Here is a 24,870-nt window from a genome sequence, read left to right as displayed (position 1 = left end):
ATCATACGTTAGACCTTCTTACGCATCTCTTAAATGATAAAAATAAGAGACTTTACAGGCCTTTTAACCTATATACCGAGAAGATATTTAAGAGACTGCTGACGTAAGGAATAAAACAACTCTTTTCGACTTGCTCTTTACACTGTTGCAAAAGAAACATACAATAGTTTTGTTATCTTATTTATAATTTAGGTTTACTTATATTCAATTAAGGAGGGTATACCTATGCAACAATCACGTTCCAATCTATCGATGATGATCGTGGCGGCTTTGTTCGCGGCGATCATCGGAATTCTGGCGCAGGTTGTCGTGCCGCTGCCGCTCGTGCCGATCACCGGCCAGACGCTTGCAATCGGGCTCGCCGCCACCATCCTGGGGGCCAGATACGGGACGTTGTCCGTCGTGATCTACCTGTGCCTGGGGGCCATCGGGGTGCCGGTCTTTGCAGAAATGGGAAGCGGGCTCGGCAGCCTGTTCGGCCCGACCGGCGGATTCCTGTTCGGCTTCATTCCGGCGGCCTTCATCATGGGCCTCTATCTGGAAAAGACGAGTTTCACGGTCAAGCAGGCACTCGTCGCCAATGTGATCGGCATGTTCATCACACTGATCATCGGGACCCTCTGGCTGAAATACGCAGCCAGCCTTTCCTGGCCGGCAGCATTCGCCGGCGGATTCACGCCGTTCCTCCCCGTTGGCTTCATCAAGGCCGGACTCGCCGCCTGGATCGGCATCGCTGTCCGTCAGCGGCTCACTTCCGCGCGAATCGCCATCCCGGGAAGCGCGAATTAAACAAAACACCGCCACAGCTGGAGGAAATCTCCTTGCTGCGGCGGTGTTTTGGGTTGAGCCGGTTGCTTTCTTCTTAAAGACGGTAGCAATCTTTCGCGAGTCGGTGCCAATTTCCTCCGAGTGCGTGGCAATCCGAGGCGAGTCGGTACCAATCCGTAGCGAGTGGGTACCTTTTTCCGGTAAGAAAAAACCGGCACATGGCCGGTCTTCAGTCCAATCGATCAAAATGTAAACAGATACGTCCGTCTGGCCGCTCCGCTTTTTTCAAATACGACAACCGGATCCATCCCGAGGAATGTCCGGCATCCGTGCCGCCCGGCGCATGTCCGGGCGAACGAGAGGCCTTCTTCCCCTTCAAGCAGATCCGCGTCCCGGCTCTCGATCGTCACTGCGAACCGCGTCTTCCCTGCCCATCCGCTGAACAGCACGGCCATGGGACTTTCCTCTTCGACAGTCACGGGCGCTTTCTGTTGCTCCATCACCTGCACCTCATCCCCCCGTTCCCGTGTTCCTCGAACCGACTGAAAATAACTGTTAAGGCCATTATAGCAGGTATCTTGAATTCAAAGCTAAAATCCGCAAAACTTCTTTCCGTTCGACAAACTTCCTTGCCGTACAGGAAAGCCGGCTTCCTCTCAGGAAAGCCGGCCGTCCATGCCTTCATTCAGATACTCCAGCGCAAATCCGGACATCGCGGCGATCCCCGTCGGAATCGACCGTTCGTCGAATACGATCTCCGGACTGTGCAGCCCGACACGCGTGCGGCTGTCCTCGTCATTGCCCGTCCCGAGACGGAACAAGAGGCCCGGCACCTGTTCGAGGTAATAAGCGAAGTCCTCGCTCCCCATCGACGGGACTTCCAGATGGTCGATGTTCTCCCGGCCGACGCTCTTGATCAGGGAACGCTCGAGCACATGGACGAGCGGTCCGTCGTTGATGACGGGCGGCGTCCCTCCGCTGAACGTCACGTTCGCCTCGGCTCCGGATGCAGCAGCCGTATGGAATGCGATCTCCTCCATCCGCTTCTTCACGTAGTCGCGCGTGTTCGGGGCGAGCGTCCGGATCGTCCCCGAGAACATCACTTCTTTCGCGATGACATTGTCCGCCGTCCCGCCGTGGATCTGCCCGGCCGTGATCACCGCCGGATCGAACGGCGACAGATTCCGGGAAATGATCCGCTGGAATGAATCAATGATGTCCTCGGACACCGGAATCGGGTCGATCGCCGTCTCGGGATGCGCCCCGTGGCCGCCCGTGCCGGTCACTGTCACGACGAAGCTGTCGTTCGCCGCCGTCATCGGCCCCGGCCGGATGCCGATCTTCCCGGCGTCCGTGATCGGCCACGTATGCAGGCATACTGCATGGTCCGGTTTCGGGTCCTCGAGAACGCCGCCATCGATCAGTTCCGGCGCACCGCCTTCCTTCTCCTCGGACGGCTGGAACACGAACTTCACCGTTCCCCGCCACTCGTCGCGTATCCGGTCGAGTGCAAGCGCCGTCCCGACGAGCACCGTCGTGTGGATGTCGTGTCCGCACGCATGCATGACTCCCGTCTGCTCCGACGCAAACGGCAGCCCGGTTTCTTCGTTCAGCGGAAGCGCATCCAGATCGGCCCGCAGCATGAGCACCGGCCCGTCGCCGGCACCGCCATGCATCAGCCCGACGAGCCCCGTCGGCGTCCCCGGATCGCGCCACTCCATCGACGTCCCGGAAAGCAGCACCCGCACAAACTCCGTCGTCTTGGACTCCTCATGGCTCAGCTCCGGATGCCGGTGGATCTGACGCCGTACCTCCACCATCTCTTCAGTCATGCCTTCGATCATTTCATTTAAATTCATCATATCCTCCATTCCTGTACCGAATTCCATGGATGCACCCATAGAATTCTTTACCCGGAACGGAGCGTGGATATGTCCCCTCACGCCGCCCGCCTCTTCGGCCGGTACCGCCGGCCCGCCAGGACAATGAGCGGCGTCCCGATCACCGTCGGCAGCAACCAGAAGACGAGCACCGGCCACTCACCGATCAGCGGCACCCGGGGAACATTCACGACAAGCGTCGCCGTCACGATTCCGATATACGAACCGAGCATCCCCCCGATATGCCGTCCGGTCCAGCCCCGCCCCTTCCTGCGGGCCGCGACCAGGCCGAACACCGCCAGCCCATAGGAAAACAACGCAATATAAAATAAATACGCACTTTCTTCCCAACGAAGCACCGACATCACGAGCGATGAAACGAACACGGACGTGTAAGACCCAAGGTAAACCTTCCCGGCGGTTGTATGCCGCCCCCGCCGCTTCGGCGCCCCCATCGCAAACAACCCGCTGATGAGGCAAAACACTCCCGACACGATATGAACGACCAGAAACACACCGAACATGACGCTCTCCGCCTTTCATCTGTGCTGGCTCATCCGTTAATCCTTTATACGGGCGGGGCGGGGGAAAGTTGCATATGGGCCGGACGACAAAAACGACCCGGGATGCCGGCTCTCGCCGGCTCCCGGATCGTCTGCAATGAATGAGGCTCAGTCCCTGCGCTCGAAATTCCGCATGCCCTTCCCTTTCACCAGGTGGTAACTCACCCCCGGTTCGAATGCCTGCGACAGGCGGTCGTCCGGGCGCTCGAGTTGGTGACGGAAGCGCAGCGCTTTCTGGAATTGCGTGTTGAAGCTGTAGCAGCTGACATCGGCGACGAGGCTGTTGCCTTTCGTGAAGGTGATGCGGGTGGTCGCCTTTTCTTCCTCCTGGAAGTGGACGATATGGTCCAGGGCGAACCAGGCGCATTCTTCGCGTGAGGGCGATGTGGTCGGGAACAGGATGACCGGTTTTCCCGCATTGATCAGGACGGGCGGATTGTGATTCCGCTCCAGAATATAGGCCGCCCCTTCCACGGCTCCGCGGTAGCTCGTCCCGTATGTGCGGAGTGTGCGGTCGATCAGATGGCGCGGTTTCATTGGGACGATGAACGTCCGGTCAGGCTCCAGGACGAGCGATCCCGGCTTGCCGTATTCGTCAAATTCCGGCAAGATGCCCATGACCCGTCCGTCGATCCGGTAGAAATCCTTCTGCATTGAAACTACTCCCCCTTTGAATGGTCTGCTTTTAACACAAACTCACGACAAAGTAGCAACAATTTGATAATTGAATTCCCATAAGCAGCACTGTTCCCCACGGCATCCGGACTCCTGTCCGGACGCCCGCTCTCTCCCCCTCTCTTCAACCCGGCAGACAAACCGGGCGTTCCCAGGAACCTGTGCCGCTCAACCCGATGCTCTCCGACAGCCTTTTCCGCGATGTCCGAACTGCTTACCATATCCAGCTGACTGTAAGATTTTCTTTTCGATTCCTATTCTGTATCCATTATACCTATATCCATTCGGGGCTGTCCATCTGTTTCGTTCATTTTGTCGAACTTATTAGAATCATGTGCTTTCTAGCTCGTTATTTAACAAAACCACTCTTCACTCGGGCCGGAATTCCCTGAACATGAGGCGGAATTTGGAACTGCTGTTGTCGAAGTCGATTTCGTAGATCGGAACTTCCTGCTCGGATGCGATGTCATACAGCGAAAGCTTGTCTTCCCGGCGGCATCTGTTGCCGAGGCACAGCGCGGACAGCTCCAGTCCCGCCTCCGAATTCCCGATCAGCTTGCCGTTCGCCCGTCCCGGATTTGCCGGGACGATCCTGTACTCTTCCTCGTAGTCCCATGAATCGTGCTTGACGAAATGGCTTAAATACAACAGCGCCGGTTCAACCGCGGACAGCTGCTCGCGTTCCAGCTCTCCCTTGAAAAGCAGATGCAGCTCCAGCACCATCCGTTTCAGCAGCTTCGCGGCATTCCGCCGGTCATGCGCATAAATGACCGGAAACAGCCGGTCCCCGCCGGTCACCGCGTACTCCGCGCAGAACCCCTGATAATTGTTTGTGTAGTGGGCCCACATCGGAAAATTGTCCAGCTTCGCAGTGAAGCTGGCCGACAGGAGCACTTTCCGGATCCGGTCGAGCAGCCGCTCCATCATCCCGGCCTCCTGCTGATCCGCAAACTCCGAATCGTCCAGCAGAACGGCTTTGAACTCAAACGGGTCATTCAGAAACTCCGCGGCGCTCGCCCAGATCTCCCCGTTGCGGATCGACGCCATGCGCAGCTCATTCTCCGTCCGCCAATCCACCCGCCGCTCGTCAAAAAGCGGAGAGAACTTGTACAGCGTCCCGGGAATGCAGGAATTCTTGTACTGGATGGCGTCCTCGACGGATCGCTCTGATAAAAGTTCCGCAAAATGCTTGGGTTCGAATTGTTCGGTCATAGGATATCCCTCCGGCTGGCTCAGTCTGGCGGCTCGCTTTTCTATACCCGATTATAAAGGGGCTTGCCTTCTCCGGGCCAATCACCTACACTATGAGCGGCGGGAAATCCCGCCTGCACGAAAAAACTGCATACCGTTTTCTGCGCTGGGGGTGCCCGTTTTGGGCTGAGATGCGAGCGACTGCTCCGATCCCTTTGGACTCGAACAGGTTAGGACCTGCGTGAGGAAGTGCGGCGGATTTCAATGCGCCTGCTTTAGTGTTCGCACGGCTTTCAGAAATCTCAGCTGCATCTTCGCGGATGCGGCTTTTTTGTGTTCATTTTCAACAAGGGGGAAATCAACATGGATCAACTGCAATGCGGAATGAGCCCGATCACCGGGTTCCGTTTCACGCTCAACCCGATGACGGACGGCTTCGTCGACGTGATCACCGGCGCACTGAAGGAAACCGACACATCCGCCGTCTGGATGCATACCGACGACGTATCGACGGTCATCCGCGGCAAGCAGGCGCATGTGTTCAATGTCGCCAAGGCGATCACGCTGCATGCGGCAAAAACCGGCGTGCATGTCGCACTGAACGGCACGTTCTCGGCCGGCTGCCCGGGAGATTCGGCGGGGGACGCGTTTCTCGACAAGCCGGACGAACTGCTGAACCGGGACGAGACCCGGCAGTACGTCTCCTCGCAGTTCGCGCTTTATCCGATGAACAACCCGGACTACATGTCAGTCATCTACCGGGAAGTCGACCGGGCGAAGGAACGCGGCGTCTTCAACGAATCGATGCATTACGCGAGCGGCATCCACGGAGATATCCACGATGTATTTGACTTCTACGAAGAAGCGTTCACGAACGCCCGCTCGGATGAGCACCGCCACCTCGTCATGACCGTCTCGATGAGCGTGAACAGCCCATCCCACGGAGGTGCCGGCCGATGATGAAATCATGGAAGCTGAAGGAAATCATCCTCATGTCGCTGTTCGGCGTCGTCTTCGGCATCGTCTACCTCGTCTTCGTCCATCTCGGCAATATCTGGTCGGGGCTCATCGGGCCGCTCGCCTACGAGTGGATGTTCGGCATCTGGTTCATCGTCTCGATCCTCTGCATGGCGATCATCCGGAAGCCCGGCGCCGCCTTCCTGCCCGAAACGCTCGCCGCGATCATCGAAGTCCTGCTCGGAAACGGCGCCGGTCCGCGCCTCATCCTGTCCGGAATCATCCAGGGGCTCGGTGCGGAAGCGGCTTTCGCGGCGACCGGCTACAAGCGGTTCAACCTTCCCGTCATGATGCTCGCGGGCGCCGGCTCCGCCGTGTTCAGCTTCGTCTACGGCTATTTCGTCTCCGGCTACGCGGCGCTTGATCCGAAGTTCGTCCTGATCATGCTCGGACTCCGCGTGATGAGCGGCATCCTCATTGCCGGCGTCGGAGGCAAATACCTCGCGGACGGCTTGCTCGCGACCGGTGCACTCCGCGGCTACGCCATTTCCCGGGCCGGCAAGGGGGAGGCCCGTGTCTGAGTCCATTTTCGCACTCGACCGCATGTCGTTCCGGTTCCCGGATGACGGGGGGAACACGCTCACCGATCTTTCGTTTGAAATCAAACGCGGCGAGCGGGTCGTCCTGTCCGGACCGAGCGGCTGCGGCAAAAGTACGCTTCTTTTCTTGCTCAACCGCCTGTACCCGGCGAACTGCGACGGTTTCGTGTCGGGCGGCCTTTCCTTGTTCGGCCGGCCGTCGGAGGATTGGCATCCGGGCGAGATCAACCGGCTCGTCGCGACCGTCTTTCAGGACCCCGACTCGCAGTTCTGCATGCCGACCGTCGAGGAGGAGCTCGCCTTCACACTTGAGAACCTGCATGTATCGAGGGCCGAGATGGAGCGCCGGATCACGGACGTGCTGGAACTCACCGGTCTTTCCGGCTTCCGTCACTCGGTCATCCAGAACCTGTCAGGCGGGCAGAAACAGCGCATTGCGACCGCCTGTGCGCTCGTCATGGAGCCGGACGCGCTGCTCCTCGACGAACCGCTCGCCCATCTCGACCCGCTCACCGCCGAGGAACTCGTCCGGTGGCTGGACCATCTGCAGAAACAGACCGGCCTCACCGTCGTCGCGGTGGAACACCGGCTTGACCTGTGGCACCGGTTTTTCGACCGGGAACTCCAACTCGGACCGGACGGACGGCTCACCGGAGACCGGCCGTTCTCGCCGAAACCGCCCGTCCGGTTCCCGGAACGGCCGCCCGCTGCCGGGCCGGGACCCGTGCTCGGTGTGGACGGACTTTCAGTGACGATCAAAGACAAACAGATCCTCGCCCCGCTGTCATTCGGACTGGACCAGGGCGAAGTCGCCGTCATCGCCGGCCCGAACGGCAGCGGCAAATCAACACTCGCGAAAGCGCTCTGCGGCATCTATAAATCAAGCGGGGCGATCAAGGCGCCCGGCGTCGGCTACGTGCCCCAATCGCCGGAATTCCTGTTCCTGACCGAGTCGGTCCGCGACGAACTCGCCTTCTCCGGAATCGCCTCCGCAGAGCGCATCGATGATCTGATGGAACGCCTCCGGCTCGACGAAATCGCGGACGCCCACCCGTTCTCCGTCTCCCACGGACAAAAGCGGCGCGTGGCGATCGGCGCCATGCTCGCGGACAACCGGCCGGTCATCATCATGGACGAACCGACCTCCGGCCAGGACGCCGCCGCCCTTCTTGAGCTGTTCGGCCTGATTGACGAAAGGCGGCGTGAAGGAGTGACGTTCCTCATCATCACACACGACATGGAATTCGCCGCCGCCATCGCCGACTCGGTCTTGCTGATCAAAGACGGCCGGCTCACCGGCAAATTCAAGGCCGCGGACATCTGGGCGGATTCCGCACTTCTCGCCGACCATCATTTGATCCCGCCGAAAGGAGCGACCCGCCTTGAGCCGGCTCTTGCATGACATGAACCCGTCGGTGAAGTTTCTCGTCGTCATCATCGCGATGCTCACGATGGCCTTCTTCTTCAACCCGTGGACGCCCCTCCTCTTCTGGATCGGCATCCTCGTGTTTCAAGCGGCGGCCAGCCGGATCAACTGGAAACTGTGGGCGCTCATGATGCTCCCGTTCACGCTCGGCGCCGCCGGCTACCTGTGGACCACACTCGTCTTCGGCGCCGACACCGGCGGAGAAATCATCGGCTCCTTCCTCGGCATCGACGTGACCGACGAACAATGGGCGCGCGCCTGGTCCCTCACCTTCCGAGTGATGGCCTTCTCCAGCCTCTCGCTGCTGTTCGCCCTCACCACCGATCCGGTCACATTCGTCATGAGCCTCATGCAGCAACTCCGACTCCCGCCGAAACTCGCCTACGGCACGATGGTCAGCTACCAGTTCCTCCCGGTATTGAAAGACGAACTGGTGCAGATCCGTCAGGCCCAGCGGCTTCGCGGCGCCGACGAAGGCAAACGATGGTGGCAGCGCGCCCTCGGCATGCGCCGCCTCCTCATCCCGATGCTCGCCGGCGCCGTCCGCAAAGCCGAACGCACCGCCTTCGCCATGGAAGCCCGTGGATTCACCGGCGAACCGCGTAGTGAATTTCACCGCCCCGTGGAGCTGAGAGCTACGGACCTCGCCCTCGCCGGCGTCTTTCTCCTGCTGCTTGTGGGGAGTTGCGTGGCTGGGGTGGTCATGGGGGAAAGCAGCGGATTCTTGCTGGGGAGCGGGTGAGGGGTTTAGGGCGTGGTGAGAGGGTTTGATGCCTTTGGGGCGGGTGAGAGATTTGGGGTGTGGGAGAGTGAAAAAGTGAGTGGGCGCTTTGAGGGACGAGTGAGCCGCTTTGGACTGCGAGTGAGCCGCTTTGGGACCCGAGTAAGCCGCAATTCGGCGCGAGTGAGCCGCTTTGGGGTCCGAGTGAGCCGCAATTCGGCGCGAGTAAGCCGCTTTGGTACGCGAGTGAGCCGCAATTTGACACGGCATGCCTCTTCCGGATGTGAGTGGGCGGCAATCGGGTCCGAGTCGGCAGCTTTCAAGCCCGAGTGAGGACCTTTCGACGCCGAGCCGGTGGCAATCCACAGCGAGTGGGTGCCTTCTCCCCTTCTGATTGCTTGGGTGTCGGCTGACGCCGTTTCAAATTGCGGCGTCTGGGTCCCTAGATAATTAACGTCTCAGCTCAGCAAATTAACGTCTCAGCCTAGCTAATTAACGTTTCAGTTCAGCAAATTAACGTCTCAGCCTAGCAAATTAACGTTTCAACCTAGATACACAACGTTTCGACCCAGATACACAACATTTCACGATCCCCCCCAGGATTATGTAAACTCACTCACTATTCGAGCCTTAACGCCCACTCACTCACCAATACTGAAACTCTAAAGTTGATACTCACCCTGCGAAAGTTAACACTCGCTCGCCCAAACGTGACACCCGCACGCCCAAAGTTAACACCCACCCCACACCGCGAAATCCGTTCCAATACGAAAGCACCCGCCACGGCGGGTGCTTTTCCTTTGGTTATTCCAGAACTTCGCCTTCCAGGGCGCCTTCGTCCACGTGCACGCCCATGACTTTCATTTTCGGGATGAACGCTTCGCTCCGCTTTAGGGCGTTGCCGTATACGCGGGTGCGGTAGTGTTTCCGCCGCAGCACGACGATCCAGTAGCTTTCATGAAGCTCCAGTCCGCCGATGCAGCGGGTCAGCTCGTCCATGTCGAGGACGATCAGTTCGCCGCCGGGGCGGTTGCCGTACGATCCGACGATCGCCACGTGGCAGTTTCCGAATTCATCGTCCAGCTCCCGGATCCGCGCCACTTCTTCCGGCCGGAATGAGAACGACCACCGGATCGATTTTTCTTTCCGCTTCGACGAAGGCGCCGACAGGTACTTGGAATACACGACGAATTCTTCGCCGTCCCGCTTGAGCTTGTATACGCCTTCCGGATGTCCTTCGAGAATCGACACTTCAAATCCCTTGTTCAGCAATACGTTCGTCAGTGCGCCGTGAAAAAAATCCACCTTCCGAATCCTCACCCGATCTCCTCCTCTGAAAGAACAGCTTGTTACCTATCCCTTTCCCCGAATCGGGAGGTTTTAACTATCCCGCCGGCTCACTGCGCCTTCCCGCAGCACTTTTTATACTTCTTCCCGCTTCCGCACGGGCACGGGTCGTTGCGGCCGATTTTCTGGACGGTGACGGGATGCACGGGTGGTGCTTCAAATGAAGGCATGCGGCTTCCGGCAAAGCGGTTCACCGGACCGGCGCCGGCCAGTTCGTTCGGGGTGTGGCCCCGGTTTTCCCAAATCCTCGTGTTGTTCGACATTTCCACGTACAGCGGGAAAATCTCCATGAGCTGCTGTTCGCTCGGGATGGCGCCGGCGTCTTCGAGAAGCGCCGACATGGCCTTCGTCGGTGCCGGCTCTGCCGTGATGTAGAAATGCGCCGTGTCGACCCAGTTTTCGAGCCCGGCTTCATCTCCCGGGAAGAAATGCCGCTTCGCGTATTTCCGGAATGCCGCGACCTGCGGCGTCTCCTCGTAGTAGTTGGCGTTCGCGTAGCGGAGGAGCTCCTCTTTCGGCGGCACGTAGTACGGTTTCCCGTTGGCACGCGCCCGGTAATAATCGAGCTCCCCCTCTTCCTCAATAACTTCATCGACGAACTCCCGCCCTTTGACGAAGACGAATTTCCGGTCGATCCACTCGGCGAAGCCCGGATCTTCCAGCATGTCCATCAGGTCGGCCGCCCGGAGGTCCGCACCGTTCTGTTCATTATAGATCTCCGCCACTTTGCCGGCCGGTACGACGCCATACAGATGAGTGGCCGCTGCGATGTAGTCGGCGATTTCCTCCGACCGCGGGTCCAGTTCCGGAAGCCTGCCGCGGGCCAGCACCCCTTCACCGAGTTCCGCCCCCGTGTGGCCGCGGTGCGCCCAGCTCCGCATATGGTTCAGCATGATCGCCGCCATCTGCCTCAGCTGCTGATGGTCCTGCTCCTCGTCCGCCCGGAACCGGTCTTCCGACAGGACGCCCATCAGATCGATCTCCCCGGCAACGCCGATTTTCCGCGACGCCTCCTTCACTGCCTGAAACAGTTCATTCACCCGGCCGTCGTCATAGCCGAGTTCCTCTTTCGCGTACGTCTTCAAAGCCGCCGCCTGTTCGGTCTCCTCGACATACGACTCGTCCGAGTAGCGCAGAAGCTCCTCCTTCTCCGGAACGAAATACCGCTTGCCGTGAGCGGCCCCGGTGTACTCGTCGGTCTTGCCGCCCTCATGGATCTGCCGGTGCACGAACAGCGTCCCCTCGAGGCAAACGCCCCGCTCCCGGAGACCGGCCTTCTCCCTTGCCACAAACTCCCGGAGCTCCGGATAGCTCAGCTCCCCGACCTGCTTCGAATAAAGCTCCGCCACTTTCTTCTGCGGGACGACGCCGTAAAACCCGACCGCCGCCGTGATGTAATCCATCAAATCCTGTTCATTCATTAAAAGCCCTCCGTTCACCGATTGTCTTTCCTGCCATTATACAGGGATTGGGCCGTACCGGCAGGCGGACCGCGCCCAAAAGCGAAAGACCATCCGCACACGGGAACCCCGTTCGCGGATGGTCTTATCGTAAAAGCCGTTATTGCACTTGCCGGTTCTGCCCTGAGACGAGGCCTGTGATGAGGATGATGAACGAGACGACTAGGAGCATCCAGAGCGGCAAGGTCCAGCTGCCGGTGGCGTCGTGGAAAATGCCGAACAGCGCCGGGCCGGTCGCCGCGAGCAGGTAGCCGAACGACTGGGCCATGCCCGACAGTTCCGATGCTTCCTGCGGGCTGCGGGTGCGCAGGTTGAAGAACATCATCGCGAGGCTGAATGCAGAGCCCCCGCCGATGCCGATCAGGACGGCCCACACCGGCATGAGCGCGGTGCCGCCGATCCCCGTCAGGATGCCGAGCGTTCCGAGGATGAAGAGCGCCGCGGTCGCCCAGACGAGCGGGATCTGACTTTTCATCTTGCCGGCGATGACCGGGATGATGAATGTGAACGGAATGAGTGCGAATTGCATGAGCGACAGGATCCAGCCGGCCGCGCTTGCCGTCACGCCCTGTTCTTTCAGGATTTCCGGCAGCCACGCGACGATCGTGTAGAACATGAGCGACTGGAGGCCCATGAACACCGTGACGTTCCACGCCAGCCGCGATTTCATGAGGTTCGCGGTCGGCTGGCCGGCCGTCGCCGAAGCTGCCTCTCCCCGGCGCAGCTTCACGCGGGGCAATAAAACAAGGATCGCCGCAAGCGAAATGAAGCCCCAGTAGCCGAGCGAGCCGTTCCATCCGAGCTTGGCGGACACCGGGACGCTGAGACCGGACGCGATCGCGGCGCACAGGTTCATCGATACCGCATAGATCCCGGTCACGACGCCGATGTGATTCGGGAAGCTTGACTTGATCAGTCCCGGAATGAGCACGTTGCCGAACGCGATGCCGAGCCCGATGAAGAGCGTCCCGGTGAACAGCGTGCCCGTGCCGGCGATCATCCTGAGGAAGATTCCCGCCGTCAGGATGATCGACGCGAAGAACAGCGTCGTCTCCATGCCGAACCGCCGGGCGAGTTTCGGCGCGAACGGCGACAGGACGGCGAATGCCAGCAGCGGCAAAGTCGTCAGGAACCCGGCGGCGAGGCTTGAAATGCCGAGGCTCGTCCGGATTTCGGCGACGAGCGGGCCGACCGACGTGAGCGGCGCCCGCAGGTTCATCGCGACGCTGATGATCGCCAGGAAAATGAACAGCATCTCTGCGCTCGCGATCATTTTTACTTTTTGTTCAGTTGGTTGCAGTAAGTCTTGTTGTTGTACCCTCATGCTGTGCCTCCATTTATTGCTGAATCTGTGTTTGTTTGAACTGCGTGATGTATTCGTTGACCGCCGCCATCGCCCGGTCCGGATTCCGGCCGGCAATGGCGTCGATGAGCGTGTCGTGGTACTGGTATTGGATATTTTCGTCTGAAGAGGCATCCAGGATATTCCGGATCGACGCGGCGAGCGGATCGGCGAGATGGCCGTACAGATCGACGAGCACCGAATTATGGGACGCCCGGACGACCGCCTTGTGCAGCGCAGCGTCAGCGGCCAGATACGCCCGGCCGTCCCCGCTTTCCATCGCCGCCCGGCACTCCGACAGCAGCGCCCGCATCTCATCGAGGTTCTCCCCGGACCGCCGGATCGCCGCCAGCCGGGCCGCCTCCCGCTCAAGCGCATGCCGCACCTCGAGCGTCTCGAGCACATCGGCCCGGTCCACCCGCTTGCGGATGGCGGCCTCAAGCACGCTCGAAGAAGACACATAAGTGCCGCTCCCCTGCCTCGACTGCAGCAGACCCGCATGAACGAGCGCGCGGACCGCCTCCCGAAGCGTATTGCGGCTCACGTCAAACTCGTCGACCAGCTCCATCTCCGTCGGAATCCGCTCCCCGACCGGCCACTTCCCCGAATCAATGAGCGCCTCCATCTGCCCCGCCACCTGATCCACGAGCGACGACCGGCTCGCCTTCGAAATCCCCGTCAACTGCCTCACCTCTCGAAATTTGTAGGATGATTGGACGAATGAGAGTATAACATGCGGCGGGCGGGTGTGTAAATGGGGGGACGAGGTGGGGCGGAGCGGGNTCCCGCCGTCAGGATGATCGACGCGAAGAACAGCGTCGTCTCCATGCCGAACCGCCGGGCGAGTTTCGGCGCGAACGGCGACAGGACGGCGAATGCCAGCAGCGGCAAAGTCGTCAGGAACCCGGCGGCGAGGCTTGAAATGCCGAGGCTCGTCCGGATTTCGGCGACGAGCGGGCCGACCGACGTGAGCGGCGCCCGCAGGTTCATCGCGACGCTGATGATCGCCAGGAAAATGAACAGCATCTCTGCGCTCGCGATCATTTTTACTTTTTGTTCAGTTGGTTGCAGTAAGTCTTGTTGTTGTACCCTCATGCTGTGCCTCCATTTATTGCTGAATCTGTGTTTGTTTGAACTGCGTGATGTATTCGTTGACCGCCGCCATCGCCCGGTCCGGATTCCGGCCGGCAATGGCGTCGATGAGCGTGTCGTGGTACTGGTATTGGATATTTTCGTCTGAAGAGGCATCCAGGATATTCCGGATCGACGCGGCGAGCGGATCGGCGAGATGGCCGTACAGATCGACGAGCACCGAATTATGGGACGCCCGGACGACCGCCTTGTGCAGCGCAGCGTCAGCGGCCAGATACGCCCGGCCGTCCCCGCTTTCCATCGCCGCCCGGCACTCCGACAGCAGCGCCCGCATCTCATCGAGGTTCTCCCCGGACCGCCGGATCGCCGCCAGCCGGGCCGCCTCCCGCTCAAGCGCATGCCGCACCTCGAGCGTCTCGAGCACATCGGCCCGGTCCACCCGCTTGCGGATGGCGGCCTCAAGCACGCTCGAAGAAGACACATAAGTGCCGCTCCCCTGCCTCGACTGCAGCAGACCCGCATGAACGAGCGCGCGGACCGCCTCCCGAAGCGTATTGCGGCTCACGTCAAACTCGTCGACCAGCTCCATCTCCGTCGGAATCCGCTCCCCGACCGGCCACTTCCCCGAATCAATGAGCGCCTCCATCTGCCCCGCCACCTGATCCACGAGCGACGACCGGCTCGCCTTCGAAATCCCCGTCAACTGCCTCACCTCTCGAAATTTGTAGGATGATTGGACGAATGAGAGTATAACATGCGGCGGGCGGGTGTGTAAATGGGGGGACGAGGTGGGGCGGAGCGGGGTGGCGGGCGAGTGACGCGAGTTTCGGCGTGAGTGACGCAAGTTTGGCCGCGAGTGACGCAAGTTCGCGCCCGAGTGACGCAAGTTGGCGTCCGAGTGACGCGAGTTTGGCGTGGGCGGCATGGATTAATTGTGAAACTAAAGGTGGGCGGGTCGAAACTAAAGCTGGACCTTCTGAAACTAAAGCTGGACGCTCTGAAACTAAAGAAAGAATTCCGACCCACGCAAAAAACACCTTCCCCAATGGAAAGGCGCTCCTGATAAATGGGCGGGATCGACTGGTTATTCCCGGCTTTCTTCATAAAACACAATCCGATTGGATGACGGATCGAGCACAGTCAGTTCGTCCGTTCCCCACGGAACCCGCTCGATTTCCGGATTCATGAACGGATAGTCCTGCTTCCTGAGCCGGCCGAGGAAGGCTTCCAAATCATCCAGCCGGATGCGCACCGCGCTTCCCGGCGTCGCGTCGCCGTGGTGCTCGCTCAGATGGATCACATTCCCATCCAGGGACAGCTCAGCGTAGAGCGGCATGCCCTCCTCAAACCGGTGCTCCCAGACGATGGTGAACCCGAGATAATCCCTATAAAATGCGTAAGTCCTCTCCGGATCAAACATCCGCAGAATCGGAATGACCATCCCAATCACCCCTCGCCTCTTGATTTCACCCGATAGTATAACATGCGGCAAAGGGGAAATACCGGGAAAACCGGACGAGTGACGCAAGTTCGGACGCGAGTGACGCAAGTTCCGCCCCGAGTGTCGCAAGTCCCTGCCGCCCCCCTCCATCCATCACCCGTAGCTCCCATTAAACCTCGCCGCAAACGCCTCCGCGTCCCTCCGGTCCAGCCCCAAAGGCGCGATCGCCGCACCGCCGACCGGAGGCAGGACCGGCCGGACGAACCGGAAACGGAACCCGCTCCCCGCCCGCAGCTTCTCCAACTCCTCCTCAAACACCCCGAAGTCGGTGAACACGCCGCCCGCCAGCACGACCGGAATCTCACTCCCATGGAATTCACTCTTACGAAAGCAGGCGACGATCGAATCGAAAAACCCGTCACAAGCCACACGCACAATCCCGCCGGCCGCTTCATCCGTGCGCGCCAGTTCCGTCACATACCGGCCGAGCGGCGCGATCCGGCTGCGCGGGTGCACACCGCCACCGTCCCCGTACAAAACCGGTATCAATTCCGGCACCGACGCCACCCCGAAATGGCCGAGCACTGACGCAGTCAATCCGGTCTCCGGCCCCCGCCCGTCATACGCCCGGAACACGCTCCGGAGCGACCGGATCCCGAGGTCATAACCGCTCCCCTCATCGCCGGCCAGCCAGCCCCATCCGCCGACCCGGTGCTCGCCGCCCGCATCGTCCAGACTATATGTAACCGCCCCCGTGCCCGCGACCTGGACGATCCCCGGCGCCCCCAAAGTCCCCGACATGAGCGCATTCAGCGAATCATTCGACACCGAAAGCCGGCACCCGTCTGGCAAAAATTGCCGCGCCGTCTCCTCCACGAGCCGCTCATTCCCGCTCTCCGTTACGCCGCTCATCCCGAAATGCGCCGCCGAAATCTGCCCGAACGCCGCCCCGTCCCGCGCCCGCAGCTCATTGAACAGCCCCGACAGCACCGCCGAAAACTCATCCGCTTTCATCACCGTCGGATTGCTCGGGCCGGCCTCCGCACGCGCGAGCACCTGCCCGTCCAGCCCGCACACGACCGCCGCCGTCTTCGTCCCGCCGCCGTCAATACCTAAAACCGTCATCCGAACGCCCCCTCCCTTCACGGCGGAAACCGGTACCGGTTGATGAACCGCACCGCCTCCGCGATATCCCGCACCGGATCCGCCCTCACTTCCCGCTCGACTGTCAAATACCCGTCATATCCGATCGCCTGCAACGCCCGGAAATACGCATCGAAATCGACCGCCCCCTCCCCGGGCGGAACCTCGCGGAAAAACTCCCCCCGCTCGACCATCTCCGCAATCTCGCCGTGCGAACTGCCTTGATTATACCCGTGCATGCCGTACACGTCCCTCGGATCGGCCGGCCGCAGCCGCACCCCGTCCTTCACATGCGTATGAACGATATACTCCTTCAGCAGATGCACCCCCTGTACAGGATCGTCGCCCGTCACCATCACCAGATTCGCCGGATCAAAATTCACCGACACCCCGTCGCCCGGAAGAGAATCCAGAAACTTCTTCAGCCGCGCGCTCGGCTCCGGCCCCGTCTCGATCGCAAAGAACCCGTCCACACTCTTCGCATACGCCGCCAGCTCCCCGCACGCCGCCTGCATCGCCTCGTACACCGGACCCGACTCATCCTCCGGCACAATCCCGATATGCGTCGTCACGATATCTGCCCCGAGCTCCTTCGCCAAATCGATGATCCGCTTCGACTTCTCGACCTTCCCCGGATTCGCCGCCCGGTCCTGAAACCCATGCCCGCCGAGATCCCCGCAAAGCGCAGAAACCTCAAGACCGAGCCCGGCAATAAAACCCGCGAGCTCCCGTCTCTTGGCCGGGCTCATTTGCGCAGGATCCAGCTCGCCCGACACCGCATACNNNCCACGAGCCGCTCATTCCCGCTCTCCGTTACGCCGCTCATCCCGAAATGCGCCGCCGAAATCTGCCCGAACGCCGCCCCGTCCCGCGCCCGCAGCTCATTGAACAGCCCCGACAGCACCGCCGAAAACTCATCCGCTTTCATCACCGTCGGATTGCTCGGGCCGGCCTCCGCACGCGCGAGCACCTGCCCGTCCAGCCCGCACACGACCGCCGCCGTCTTCGTCCCGCCGCCGTCAATACCTAAAACCGTCATCCGAACGCCCCCTCCCTTCACGGCGGAAACCGGTACCGGTTGATGAACCGCACCGCCTCCGCGATATCCCGCACCGGATCCGCCCTCACTTCCCGCTCGACTGTCAAATACCCGTCATATCCGATCGCCTGCAACGCCCGGAAATACGCATCGAAATCGACCGCCCCCTCCCCGGGCGGAACCTCGCGGAAAAACTCCCCCCGCTCGACCATCTCCGCAATCTCGCCGTGCGAACTGCCTTGATTATACCCGTGCATGCCGTACACGTCCCTCGGATCGGCCGGCCGCAGCCGCACCCCGTCCTTCACATGCGTATGAACGATATACTCCTTCAGCAGATGCACCCCCTGTACAGGATCGTCGCCCGTCACCATCACCAGATTCGCCGGATCAAAATTCACCGACACCCCGTCGCCCGGAAGAGAATCCAGAAACTTCTTCAGCCGCGCGCTCGGCTCCGGCCCCGTCTCGATCGCAAAGAACCCGTCCACACTCTTCGCATACGCCGCCAGCTCCCCGCACGCCGCCTGCATCGCCTCGTACACCGGACCCGACTCATCCTCCGGCACAATCCCGATATGCGTCGTCACGATATCTGCCCCGAGCTCCTTCGCCAAATCGATGATCCGCTTCGACTTCTCGACCTTCCCCGGATTCGCCGCCCGGTCCTGAAACCCATGCCCGCCGAGATCCCCGCAAAGCGCAGAAACCTCAAGACCGAGCCCGGCAATAAAACCCGCGAGCTCCCGTCTCTTGGCCGGGCTCATTTGCGCAGGATCCAGCTCGCCCGACACCGCATACATCTGCACCCCGTCCGCGCCCAGCTCCTTCGCCTTCCGCAACGCCTCCCGGAGCGGCAGCCGGAAGTTGTCCGTGATCACCCCGACTTTATTCGCCATCCGGATCGTCATCAAACACGACCTCCCGTCCGGTTCTCGCCGACTCATAAACGCCGTCCAGCATCCTCATCACCGCCAGCCCGTCCTCAAGCGGCGCGGCCGTCGCCCCGTCCCCCAGGCAGCACGCAACAAAATGATCGATCTCCGCCGCAAACGCCTCATCAAAATCAAGCGTCGGATGATCGATCTGCGGCTCGATGTTCAAGATCGTATTGTGCGCCTCCGACACGAGCATCAGCTCCGGCTCGAGCTCCGCACCGCCCCTCGTCCCGTACAGCCGGATCCCCGTCTCATTCTTCCGCGCATGCAGACTGAACGACACATCCAGCATCAGCACCGCCCCGTTCTCGAACGTGATCATCGCCGCCGCCAGATCCTCTACTTCATTCTTATCCGCGCTATAATCCGACGCCTTATAAAAATCCAGATTCTCCACATGCCCCCGGTTGCCGAGCGGATCGAACGTCCGCCCCGTCACCCGCACCGGCCTCGGCCTCCCCATCAAATACCAGCAAATATCGATGAGGTGAACGCCAAGATCGATCAGCGGCCCCCCGCCCGCAAGCGACCGGTCCGAAAACCACCCGCCCGGATTGCCGATCCGCCGGATGCACGTCCCCTTCGCATAATAAATATCACCAAGCGCCCCATCATCGATAAACCGCTTCAACACCCGCGAATTCGCCGCAAACCGCCGCACGAACCCGACCTGGAACACCCGACCCTTCCCCTCCGCCGCATCCCGCACCTTCAACGCCTCCGCATAACCCATCGCCAGCGGCTTCTCCACCAACACATGCTTGTCGTGTTGCAGCGCCCTGACTGCGAGTTCTGCATGCGTATTATTCCACGTGCAAATGCTCACCGCCTCAATCTCCGGATCCTCCAGCAGCGCATCCAGCGAACCGAACACCTTCCTCACCCCGAACCGGCCCGCCTTCTCCGTCGCCCGCTCCATCGACAAATCAAACACCCCGACCAGCTCCACCCGGGCATTCCGCTTATACGACTGCAAATGAAAATCCGAAATCATCCCCGCCCCGATGACCCCCACCTTCAACTGTTTCACCATCTCGCCCCCCTTTCCCGCCGCGTCCGACCGTCCGGTGACTTTCCTTCACTATATGGGCCGCGGACGGGTTTCACGACAGGAGAATGGATTTTCGGGGAAGGCGCTGGGGCGGGGAAAGGGCGGCGGCTGGGCGAGTGAGCCGCTTTTGGTCCCGAGTAAGCCGCTTTCGAGGCCGAGTGAGCCGCAATTGCTTCCGAGTGAGCCGCTTTCGAGTCCGAGTAAGCCGCTTTCCATCCCGAGTGAGCCGCAATCACTTCCGGGCGGCCCACTTTCGGATGCGAGTGGGTGGCAATCAAAGCCGAGTCGGCAGCAATCCGTCGCGAGTGGGTACCTTTTTCTCGCCTGATCACTTCCCGTCCATGGAAATCCGCCCTGCGAGACAAACCCATACTGTATTTCCCGCAGGGGGCTTGAGAAACTTCTCTTCCGGCCCCTCAAAAACGACGCTCACTTCCCGAAGTTGACACCCGAGACCCTGAAGTTGACGCTCACCCTATCGATATTGACACTCGCACGGCGAAAGTTGACATCCGAGACCTTGAAGTTGACACTCGTCCTAAAAGGCTTCGCAACGTGGACCACGGCGGGTCATTTTATATCCCGAAGATCGAGAAGCATGCCCAAACGAAAACAGGCTGATTACGCATACGGTAATCAGCCTGTTTCTCATGGCGCTCAAGGGATCTGCTGCTCATAGTCGCCCGGCTCCAGATCATCCGGGTTCGGATCGTACACATCTTCCACCTTCGAATCATGCGGATCCTCGACAAACACACTCGGCCCGTCCTGCCCCGCCTCCACCGGCTCGACCGGCGTATAGCAATCCCCGCAGCGCTCGGGATCCGGAGACTGCACCGCCGCAAATTCCCTGCCGCATTCAATGCACTGGACGTTTGGAACCATCGATCAACCCTCCTCTTTTCGTGGATTAGTATGGGCTGAATCGGGTATTGCCAAACACGCAGGGCAGGCACTTTGTGCAATGAAAGCCGGACGTATCCGTTCAACCCCTCCTCACCCCCCCACCAAAAAAGAGCAGCCCGCAGGCCGCCCTCTTGTCCTTCTTAAAACACCAACCAATGTGCAATGAGCACGATAATCGGCAACGTGATCACCGTGCGCTGGACGAAGATGACGAATAGGTCGAGGAAGCTTACCGGGATATTCGAGCGCAGGATCAGGATGCCGATTTCCGACATGTAGACGAGCTGTGTGAGTGACAGCGCGCCGACGACGAACCGGGTGATTTCGCTCTCGATGCCGCTGCCGATGACCGACGGCAAGAACATGTCCGCGAAGCCGACGAGCATCGTCGGGATGGTTTCCTCATCGGCTATTCACTTTATGTATACCAGCCGGCACAGTCGTGCCAACTGTAAGCGCTTGGATTTCTGTATAAGTTTCTCATCAGGAGAATCATGCAATTCGGCATGCCAACGATTGCTTCGACTCGGAGCTGCAGCCGGATGCACTTCAATTCCCATGCATGTATGGGCAGATATAGATACCACAGCCTTCAGCTTAAAACGTTTGGAAAACAATTCCACAATCTCTTCTTGGTCTCTGTTCCCTTTTCGGTCAACCGAAAGTCCATTCTTATCATAGAATGCAGCTGAAGATGGGCGATTGGCCTGTGTACTCCAATGGAAAGGAGCGGGACCGATGGCACGGTATAAAATTTCTTCGTCTTTAAGCATAAAAATCATTCAGTTCCCTGTTAATTCTGTTGGAAGATAACTCAGCAACCTCCAATGTTTCGATTCCCCGTGAAAGTGACTTAAAGATCTCCATCTCCTCATCTGTCAATTCAATTTCCAGGTAATCACCGTTTTCCCTTTCGTACTCCAGTTGAATGGATCCGGCAGCCGTAGGCTGGATTTCCGGTTGATAAATGAGATCTGAAATCATATACTCTACATTTTGGATTAATGAAAGAGAAATTTCTTGTGCATGCTCTCCATCCCAACCAAACTGCAGTGATTTCATTAGCTGAAGACGTTCCCGATTTTCATTGAGTCTGCTTGCAGACATAAGAAATCCCGGATTAAATGAGGCAGTCTGATTCTCAAGTAGATTATTATTCGTTTTTCTCCGGTTGAATAAAGCAGGGTGAACAGTCTCATTGGAAGAACTTGTATGCATGATGACCATATTATTCACCGCCTTTAGAGTGTTCTAATCTTTGTATATGAGTGCCCAACCAATCATGGAACTGTCTGGCATGTTCCAAGTTCATGATGATCCCTGTTTCAATATAACGAATGGCTGCCACCGGGACCTCCGGATCGACCACTTCCGACCCGATAACTTCTCCCTTTTCGTTAATGTTCAATTCTTCGCTATAGGGAATCGGCATCCGCTCAAAATAGAAATTCGCCACAATTTCGCCTTGAGAATTTACTCCTCCAAAAGCACCATTAACATAAACAGGGTTATACTTTTCTTCAAACTTGTATTTAAAATTTAGTTTCACTTCTGGAGCTCCCTTAGATTCCTCCATGCTTCATTTCCTCCCGACGTAGTTCTTGTATATTGAGTATTCGACCAACCTGCGTGAAATCCTCTTATACAGACCTCTCATTTACATACCCAATTCCGACTACAAAGTGAGCATGGCCAAATCCAATTAAGAATATTATCACGCGGCCATCACCGGTATGCAACAGGGAGGTACCACTAATTCGTACGGCGTCTGCATCCTTAGCTAATTAACGTCTCGCCTTAGCTAATTAACGTTTCAGTCCAGATACACAACGTTTCAGCTAAGATAAACAACGTCTCAGCTCAGATACACAACGTTTCAAGAGTGCGTCCAGTATATTGTATAAAACCCGGAGCGAAGCGTTGCTTTTATCCACTCACCCGCCCTCTCACGCCGCCCCAATCCAAAACCAGAACCGGTGCACGTGCCCGTCCGTGTCGACGCCGATTTCGCCGCCGTGGCGTTCGACGATTTCTTTGGAGATTGCGAGGCCGAGGCCGGCTCCGCCGAGGGAGCGGTGACGGGAGGGCTCCATGCGGGCGAAGCGTTCGAATATGATTTCCTGGCTGTCGGTCGGGATGGGGAGGCCCGGTCCTTCGACGGCGAGTTCATATCGGCCGTCCCCGGATTGGCCGGTGAGGCGGACCGGGCCGGGGCCGTCGTAGTAGCGGATGGCGTTGTCGAGAAGGTTGGCGAGCACTTGCGCGATGGCATGGCGGTCCATCGGGAAAACGGCAGGCTCGACATTCATTTCGAACGGGATGCCCCGGTCCTCCAGTTGCCAGCTGAACATGCCGGCGGCCTGCGCCGTCACTTCCCTGACCGCGGCCGGTTTCTTGTCGAGAAAATGTTCGTGGCTGCTGTTTTCCCACTCCTTCAGCTGGTCGAACTGCTCCAGAAGGTCAATGAGCCGCCGGGTCTCCTGGTGAAGCGCTTCATAGAGCTCCGGACTGCCCTCGACCATGCCGGTTTTCAGGGCGTTCAAATAACCGTTGAGGTTCGTGACCGGTGTCCGGATCTCATGGGACAGGTCGGAAACGAGCTTCTTCTGCTGGCGGCGGTTGTGCTGGAGCTGGCCGGACAGTTCATTGAAATGGCGGATCAGTTCTTCCATCTCGCCGTCCGTCCGGGCCTGCACCGGACCGGGGGCGCCGCCGGCCTTCAGCTCCTTGATCGAACCGATCAGCAACTGGAGCGGACGGACGAGCGTCCGGTTCATCCGGATATGGAAAAAGCCGCCGACGGAAATGGCGGCGATGCTGAACACCCAAAGGTCCGTCCGCAGCCTGGCGCGGAACGCATCGGCACGGCCGCTGCCGCCCATGCCTTCCACGAGAAAGCAGGCCGTGCTATAAATGGCCCAGCTGCTCACCACGATGAACAGCGCCGTGATGGTGATGTTCAGGAGCGTGAGCCGCCAGAAGAAGGTTTTCGGGAAAAAGCCCCTGATTTTATTCCACAGCAAATTTATAGCCCATCCCCCTCACGGTCCGGATCCTGCTCGGCGAAGACGGATCCTCCTCGATCTTTTCCCGAAGCTTCTTGATATGTGCATCGATTGTCCGGTCCATGACGGCCCGGCTGTCGTCCGGATAAAGCTCATCAATCAGCGACTCCCGGCTGAAGATCAGATTCGGATGCTTCATGAAATGATGGAGCAGCCGGAACTCGTGGGATGTGAGCCGGACCTGTTCGTCGCCCAGCCAGACTTCGCCTTTCAGCGGTTTCAGGCAGAGTCCGCCGTACACGAGCTTTTGGCAAAAACGTCCGGTCCTTCTCAAAACAGCCTCCACATGGGCAAGCAGTTCCTCGGGCTCGAACGGCTTCGTCAAGTAGCCATCCGCGCCGATCTGCAGACCGTTCACCTTATCCTCGGTCCTCGTCTTGGCCGACAGCATGATGACAGCCGCTTCATCGGGCGACTGCTCCTTCATCCACGCGCAGACCTCTTCGCCGCTCAGCTTCGGCAGCATGAGGTCCAAAATGACGAGGCACGGCTGCGTGTCCAGAAACACGGCCTTCGCTTCTTCGCCGTCACCGGCCTCCACGACCCGGTAGCCCGCTTTTTCAAGATAAAGGCGGATCAGTCCGCGGATCATCCGGTCGTCTTCGACAATCATAATCGTCTGTTTCACGTCAATCCCTCCGCCTTTATCCTACACAGACCGGTCCGTCATTTCAGCTTGGACAGCTCGCGCCGCATCATGTCATAGTTCATCGCACCCATCGCGACGAACTGCACCCGGCCTTCCGAATCGATCATATAAGACGTCGGGTACGCGAACACCCGGTACTCCTCGGCGAGCCGGCCGTCTTCATCGAGCGGCATCGGGAATGTGAAGCCGAACTCCTCCGCAAACCGGCCGGCATCCCCCGGGTCCTTCTCCGTGTAGGCAAGATTGACCGCAAGCACGGCGACATCCTCCTCCTCGGAAATCTTCTGGATATCCGGCATCTCCGCCCGGCACGGCGGACACCACGTCGCCCAGAAGTTGATGAACACGCGCTGCCCCCGGTAATCCGACAGCCTGACGGTCTCCCCTTCCAGCGTCCGGAGCTCAAAGTCCGGAGCGATCTGGCCCCGGCCGACCCCGACCGTATCTTGGGCCGCGGCCTCTTCCACTCCCTCATCCTCCGTGTTCGTGGAAAGGACCGGGGTCCGCCCGCTGTCGGGTTCGGCGACATCTTTGCCGACAAAGTCAACGAGCACCCAGCCGATCATGGCGATCAAAACGAGTCCAAGTATCGTACGCTTCATTCCGCAACGCTCCCT

27 protein-coding genes, 2 pseudogenes and 1 riboswitch are annotated in these 24,870 nt (G+C 59.4%); of the genes and pseudogenes, 5 read left to right on the top strand and 24 right to left on the bottom strand.

Annotated elements, in window-relative coordinates:
* The first annotated feature begins 225 nt into the window (after positions 1-225).
* A complete protein-coding gene (locus BN1189_RS07425; RefSeq protein WP_040226942.1) occupies positions 226-789 on the top strand; it encodes a biotin transporter BioY in 564 nt (187 codons plus the stop codon).
* Positions 790-1,010: 221 nt separating this feature from the next.
* On the opposite strand, the gene BN1189_RS07420 is transcribed toward BN1189_RS07425, so the two are convergent.
* From BN1189_RS07420 to BN1189_RS07400, 5 genes are all read right to left on the bottom strand, one after another.
* Positions 1,011-1,268, bottom strand: a complete 258-nt coding sequence (locus BN1189_RS07420) for a hypothetical protein (protein ID WP_143242269.1) — start codon at positions 1,266-1,268, stop codon at positions 1,011-1,013.
* A 156-nt stretch (positions 1,269-1,424) separates the two neighbouring features.
* Complete coding sequence (locus BN1189_RS07415) at positions 1,425-2,627, bottom strand: M20 metallopeptidase family protein (protein ID WP_040227089.1); 1,203 nt, start codon at positions 2,625-2,627, stop codon at positions 1,425-1,427.
* An 80-nt stretch (positions 2,628-2,707) separates the two neighbouring features.
* Positions 2,708-3,172, bottom strand: coding sequence for an alcohol dehydrogenase (locus tag BN1189_RS07410; protein ID WP_040226938.1), 465 nt, complete (start codon positions 3,170-3,172; stop codon positions 2,708-2,710).
* Between the two features lie 147 nt (positions 3,173-3,319).
* Positions 3,320-3,865 carry a competence protein ComK gene (locus tag BN1189_RS07405; RefSeq protein ID WP_040226936.1) on the bottom strand — a complete coding sequence of 182 codons (546 nt, stop codon included), beginning with the start codon at positions 3,863-3,865 and terminating at the stop codon, positions 3,320-3,322.
* A 390-nt stretch (positions 3,866-4,255) separates the two neighbouring features.
* Entirely contained in the window at positions 4,256-5,098 is an 843-nt protein-coding gene (locus BN1189_RS07400; protein WP_040226934.1) for a DUF2971 domain-containing protein, read from the bottom strand.
* Between the two features lie 137 nt (positions 5,099-5,235).
* Positions 5,236-5,342, top strand: a riboswitch (TPP riboswitch).
* A gap of 98 nt (positions 5,343-5,440) precedes the next feature.
* Between BN1189_RS07400 and BN1189_RS07395 the strand changes: the two genes are divergently transcribed.
* Genes BN1189_RS07395 through BN1189_RS07380 form a run of 4 tightly spaced genes read left to right on the top strand, consistent with a single transcriptional unit; the run spans position 5,441 to position 8,801 of the window.
* On the top strand, positions 5,441-6,037 hold the full coding sequence (locus BN1189_RS07395) for a YkoF family thiamine/hydroxymethylpyrimidine-binding protein (protein ID WP_040227087.1): 597 nt from the start codon (positions 5,441-5,443) through the stop codon (positions 6,035-6,037).
* Positions 6,034-6,615 (top strand): ECF transporter S component, encoded by a 582-nt coding sequence (locus BN1189_RS07390; RefSeq protein ID WP_040226932.1) that lies wholly within the window; start codon positions 6,034-6,036, stop codon positions 6,613-6,615. Before BN1189_RS07395 ends, BN1189_RS07390 begins: the two co-directional genes overlap by 4 nt.
* Positions 6,608-8,035 carry an ABC transporter ATP-binding protein gene (locus BN1189_RS07385; RefSeq protein ID WP_040226930.1) on the top strand — a complete coding sequence of 476 codons (1,428 nt, stop codon included), beginning with the start codon at positions 6,608-6,610 and terminating at the stop codon, positions 8,033-8,035. The genes BN1189_RS07390 and BN1189_RS07385 overlap by 8 nt, the downstream gene beginning before the upstream one ends.
* Positions 8,016-8,801, top strand: a complete 786-nt coding sequence (locus tag BN1189_RS07380) for an energy-coupling factor transporter transmembrane component T family protein (RefSeq protein ID WP_040226928.1) — start codon at positions 8,016-8,018, stop codon at positions 8,799-8,801. Before BN1189_RS07385 ends, BN1189_RS07380 begins: the two co-directional genes overlap by 20 nt.
* Positions 8,802-9,584: 783 nt before the next feature.
* Here the strand turns inward: BN1189_RS07380 and BN1189_RS07375 are convergent.
* The 19 genes and pseudogenes from BN1189_RS07375 to BN1189_RS07285 all read right to left on the bottom strand — a co-directional run bounded on the left by BN1189_RS07375 (position 9,585) and on the right by BN1189_RS07285 (position 24,855).
* Positions 9,585-10,100, bottom strand: coding sequence for a hypothetical protein (locus BN1189_RS07375; protein ID WP_040226927.1), 516 nt, complete (start codon positions 10,098-10,100; stop codon positions 9,585-9,587).
* A 77-nt stretch (positions 10,101-10,177) separates the two neighbouring features.
* Positions 10,178-11,548, bottom strand: a complete 1,371-nt coding sequence (locus BN1189_RS07370) for a YecA family protein (protein ID WP_040226925.1) — start codon at positions 11,546-11,548, stop codon at positions 10,178-10,180.
* 139 nt (positions 11,549-11,687) lie between these two features.
* On the bottom strand, positions 11,688-12,911 hold the full coding sequence (locus tag BN1189_RS07365; RefSeq protein ID WP_040226923.1) for a CynX/NimT family MFS transporter: 1,224 nt from the start codon (positions 12,909-12,911) through the stop codon (positions 11,688-11,690).
* Positions 12,912-12,924: 13 nt separating this feature from the next.
* Positions 12,925-13,611 (bottom strand): FadR/GntR family transcriptional regulator, encoded by a 687-nt coding sequence (locus BN1189_RS07360; RefSeq protein WP_257125395.1) that lies wholly within the window; start codon positions 13,609-13,611, stop codon positions 12,925-12,927.
* Between the two features lie 426 nt (positions 13,612-14,037).
* Complete coding sequence (locus BN1189_RS07350; RefSeq protein WP_257125395.1) at positions 14,038-14,724, bottom strand: FadR/GntR family transcriptional regulator; 687 nt, start codon at positions 14,722-14,724, stop codon at positions 14,038-14,040.
* A 381-nt stretch (positions 14,725-15,105) separates the two neighbouring features.
* Positions 15,106-15,462: a glyoxalase superfamily protein gene (locus tag BN1189_RS07345; RefSeq protein ID WP_040226919.1), complete on the bottom strand. Its 357-nt coding sequence runs from the start codon at positions 15,460-15,462 to the stop codon at positions 15,106-15,108.
* A 153-nt stretch (positions 15,463-15,615) separates the two neighbouring features.
* Positions 15,616-16,587, bottom strand: coding sequence for an N-acetylglucosamine kinase (locus tag BN1189_RS07340; RefSeq protein WP_040226916.1), 972 nt, complete (start codon positions 16,585-16,587; stop codon positions 15,616-15,618).
* A gap of 17 nt (positions 16,588-16,604) precedes the next feature.
* Positions 16,605-17,387 (bottom strand): annotated as a pseudogene (locus tag BN1189_RS07335) (sugar phosphate isomerase/epimerase family protein); the annotation flags it as partial.
* A complete protein-coding gene (locus BN1189_RS07330) occupies positions 17,351-17,644 on the bottom strand; it encodes a BadF/BadG/BcrA/BcrD ATPase family protein (RefSeq protein ID WP_040226914.1) in 294 nt (97 codons plus the stop codon). The pseudogene BN1189_RS07335 and the gene BN1189_RS07330, both read right to left, overlap by 37 nt.
* A 17-nt stretch (positions 17,645-17,661) precedes the next feature.
* Positions 17,662-18,555 (bottom strand): sugar phosphate isomerase/epimerase family protein, encoded by an 894-nt coding sequence (locus BN1189_RS07325; RefSeq protein ID WP_040226912.1) that lies wholly within the window; start codon positions 18,553-18,555, stop codon positions 17,662-17,664.
* Entirely contained in the window at positions 18,533-19,612 is a 1,080-nt protein-coding gene (locus BN1189_RS07320) for a Gfo/Idh/MocA family protein (RefSeq protein WP_040227083.1), read from the bottom strand. The genes BN1189_RS07325 and BN1189_RS07320 overlap by 23 nt, the downstream gene beginning before the upstream one ends.
* Before the next feature lie 678 nt (positions 19,613-20,290).
* Positions 20,291-20,518, bottom strand: a complete 228-nt coding sequence (locus BN1189_RS07315) for a hypothetical protein (RefSeq protein ID WP_040226911.1) — start codon at positions 20,516-20,518, stop codon at positions 20,291-20,293.
* A gap of 161 nt (positions 20,519-20,679) precedes the next feature.
* Positions 20,680-20,931, bottom strand: a pseudogene (locus tag BN1189_RS07310) (YjiH family protein); the annotation flags it as partial.
* A gap of 21 nt (positions 20,932-20,952) precedes the next feature.
* Entirely contained in the window at positions 20,953-21,321 is a 369-nt protein-coding gene (locus BN1189_RS15830) for a hypothetical protein (RefSeq protein ID WP_143242267.1), read from the bottom strand.
* Positions 21,305-21,766: a hypothetical protein gene (locus BN1189_RS07305; RefSeq protein ID WP_052455732.1), complete on the bottom strand. Its 462-nt coding sequence runs from the start codon at positions 21,764-21,766 to the stop codon at positions 21,305-21,307. Before BN1189_RS07305 ends, BN1189_RS15830 begins: the two co-directional genes overlap by 17 nt.
* Before the next feature lies 1 nt (position 21,767).
* A complete protein-coding gene (locus tag BN1189_RS07300) occupies positions 21,768-22,115 on the bottom strand; it encodes a DUF3467 domain-containing protein (RefSeq protein ID WP_040226909.1) in 348 nt (115 codons plus the stop codon).
* A gap of 370 nt (positions 22,116-22,485) precedes the next feature.
* Positions 22,486-23,562: a sensor histidine kinase gene (locus BN1189_RS07295; RefSeq protein WP_040226908.1), complete on the bottom strand. Its 1,077-nt coding sequence runs from the start codon at positions 23,560-23,562 to the stop codon at positions 22,486-22,488.
* Complete coding sequence (locus BN1189_RS07290) at positions 23,549-24,232, bottom strand: response regulator transcription factor (RefSeq protein ID WP_040226907.1); 684 nt, start codon at positions 24,230-24,232, stop codon at positions 23,549-23,551. Before BN1189_RS07290 ends, BN1189_RS07295 begins: the two co-directional genes overlap by 14 nt.
* 38 nt (positions 24,233-24,270) lie before the next feature.
* Complete coding sequence (locus tag BN1189_RS07285; RefSeq protein ID WP_040226906.1) at positions 24,271-24,855, bottom strand: TlpA family protein disulfide reductase; 585 nt, start codon at positions 24,853-24,855, stop codon at positions 24,271-24,273.
* Positions 24,856-24,870: the final 15 nt, after the last annotated feature.

This window comes from Bhargavaea cecembensis (assembly GCF_000826125.2).
GTDB lineage: Bacteria > Bacillota > Bacilli > Bacillales_A > Planococcaceae > Bhargavaea > Bhargavaea cecembensis_B.
Note: the sequence above shows the minus strand (reverse complement) of the source record. Positions and strands in the feature narration are given on the sequence as shown.

What these genes read in the sequence shown, in the direction of transcription:
- BN1189_RS07315 (WP_040226911.1), bottom strand. Translation starts at nt 20,518, where the DNA reads ATGGTTCCAAACGTCCAGTGCATTGAATGCGGCAGGGAATTTGCGGCG.
- BN1189_RS07425 (WP_040226942.1), top strand. Translation starts at nt 226, where the DNA reads ATGCAACAATCACGTTCCAATCTATCGATGATGATCGTGGCGGCTTTG.
- BN1189_RS07345 (WP_040226919.1), bottom strand. Translation starts at nt 15,462, where the DNA reads ATGGTCATTCCGATTCTGCGGATGTTTGATCCGGAGAGGACTTACGCA.
- BN1189_RS07405 (WP_040226936.1), bottom strand. Translation starts at nt 3,865, where the DNA reads ATGCAGAAGGATTTCTACCGGATCGACGGACGGGTCATGGGCATCTTG.
- BN1189_RS07300 (WP_040226909.1), bottom strand. Translation starts at nt 22,115, where the DNA reads ATGGAGGAATCTAAGGGAGCTCCAGAAGTGAAACTAAATTTTAAATAC.
- BN1189_RS07410 (WP_040226938.1), bottom strand. Translation starts at nt 3,172, where the DNA reads ATGTTCGGTGTGTTTCTGGTCGTTCATATCGTGTCGGGAGTGTTTTGC.
- BN1189_RS07365 (WP_040226923.1), bottom strand. Translation starts at nt 12,911, where the DNA reads ATGAGGGTACAACAACAAGACTTACTGCAACCAACTGAACAAAAAGTA.
- BN1189_RS07305 (WP_052455732.1), bottom strand. Translation starts at nt 21,766, where the DNA reads ATGGTCATCATGCATACAAGTTCTTCCAATGAGACTGTTCACCCTGCT.
- BN1189_RS07390 (WP_040226932.1), top strand. Translation starts at nt 6,034, where the DNA reads ATGATGAAATCATGGAAGCTGAAGGAAATCATCCTCATGTCGCTGTTC.
- BN1189_RS07285 (WP_040226906.1), bottom strand. Translation starts at nt 24,855, where the DNA reads ATGAAGCGTACGATACTTGGACTCGTTTTGATCGCCATGATCGGCTGG.
- BN1189_RS07325 (WP_040226912.1), bottom strand. Translation starts at nt 18,555, where the DNA reads ATGACGATCCGGATGGCGAATAAAGTCGGGGTGATCACGGACAACTTC.
- BN1189_RS15830 (WP_143242267.1), bottom strand. Translation starts at nt 21,321, where the DNA reads ATGATTTTTATGCTTAAAGACGAAGAAATTTTATACCGTGCCATCGGT.
- BN1189_RS07395 (WP_040227087.1), top strand. Translation starts at nt 5,441, where the DNA reads ATGGATCAACTGCAATGCGGAATGAGCCCGATCACCGGGTTCCGTTTC.
- BN1189_RS07400 (WP_040226934.1), bottom strand. Translation starts at nt 5,098, where the DNA reads ATGACCGAACAATTCGAACCCAAGCATTTTGCGGAACTTTTATCAGAG.
- BN1189_RS07420 (WP_143242269.1), bottom strand. Translation starts at nt 1,268, where the DNA reads ATGGAGCAACAGAAAGCGCCCGTGACTGTCGAAGAGGAAAGTCCCATG.
- BN1189_RS07340 (WP_040226916.1), bottom strand. Translation starts at nt 16,587, where the DNA reads ATGACGGTTTTAGGTATTGACGGCGGCGGGACGAAGACGGCGGCGGTC.
- BN1189_RS07370 (WP_040226925.1), bottom strand. Translation starts at nt 11,548, where the DNA reads ATGAATGAACAGGATTTGATGGATTACATCACGGCGGCGGTCGGGTTT.
- BN1189_RS07415 (WP_040227089.1), bottom strand. Translation starts at nt 2,627, where the DNA reads ATGAATTTAAATGAAATGATCGAAGGCATGACTGAAGAGATGGTGGAG.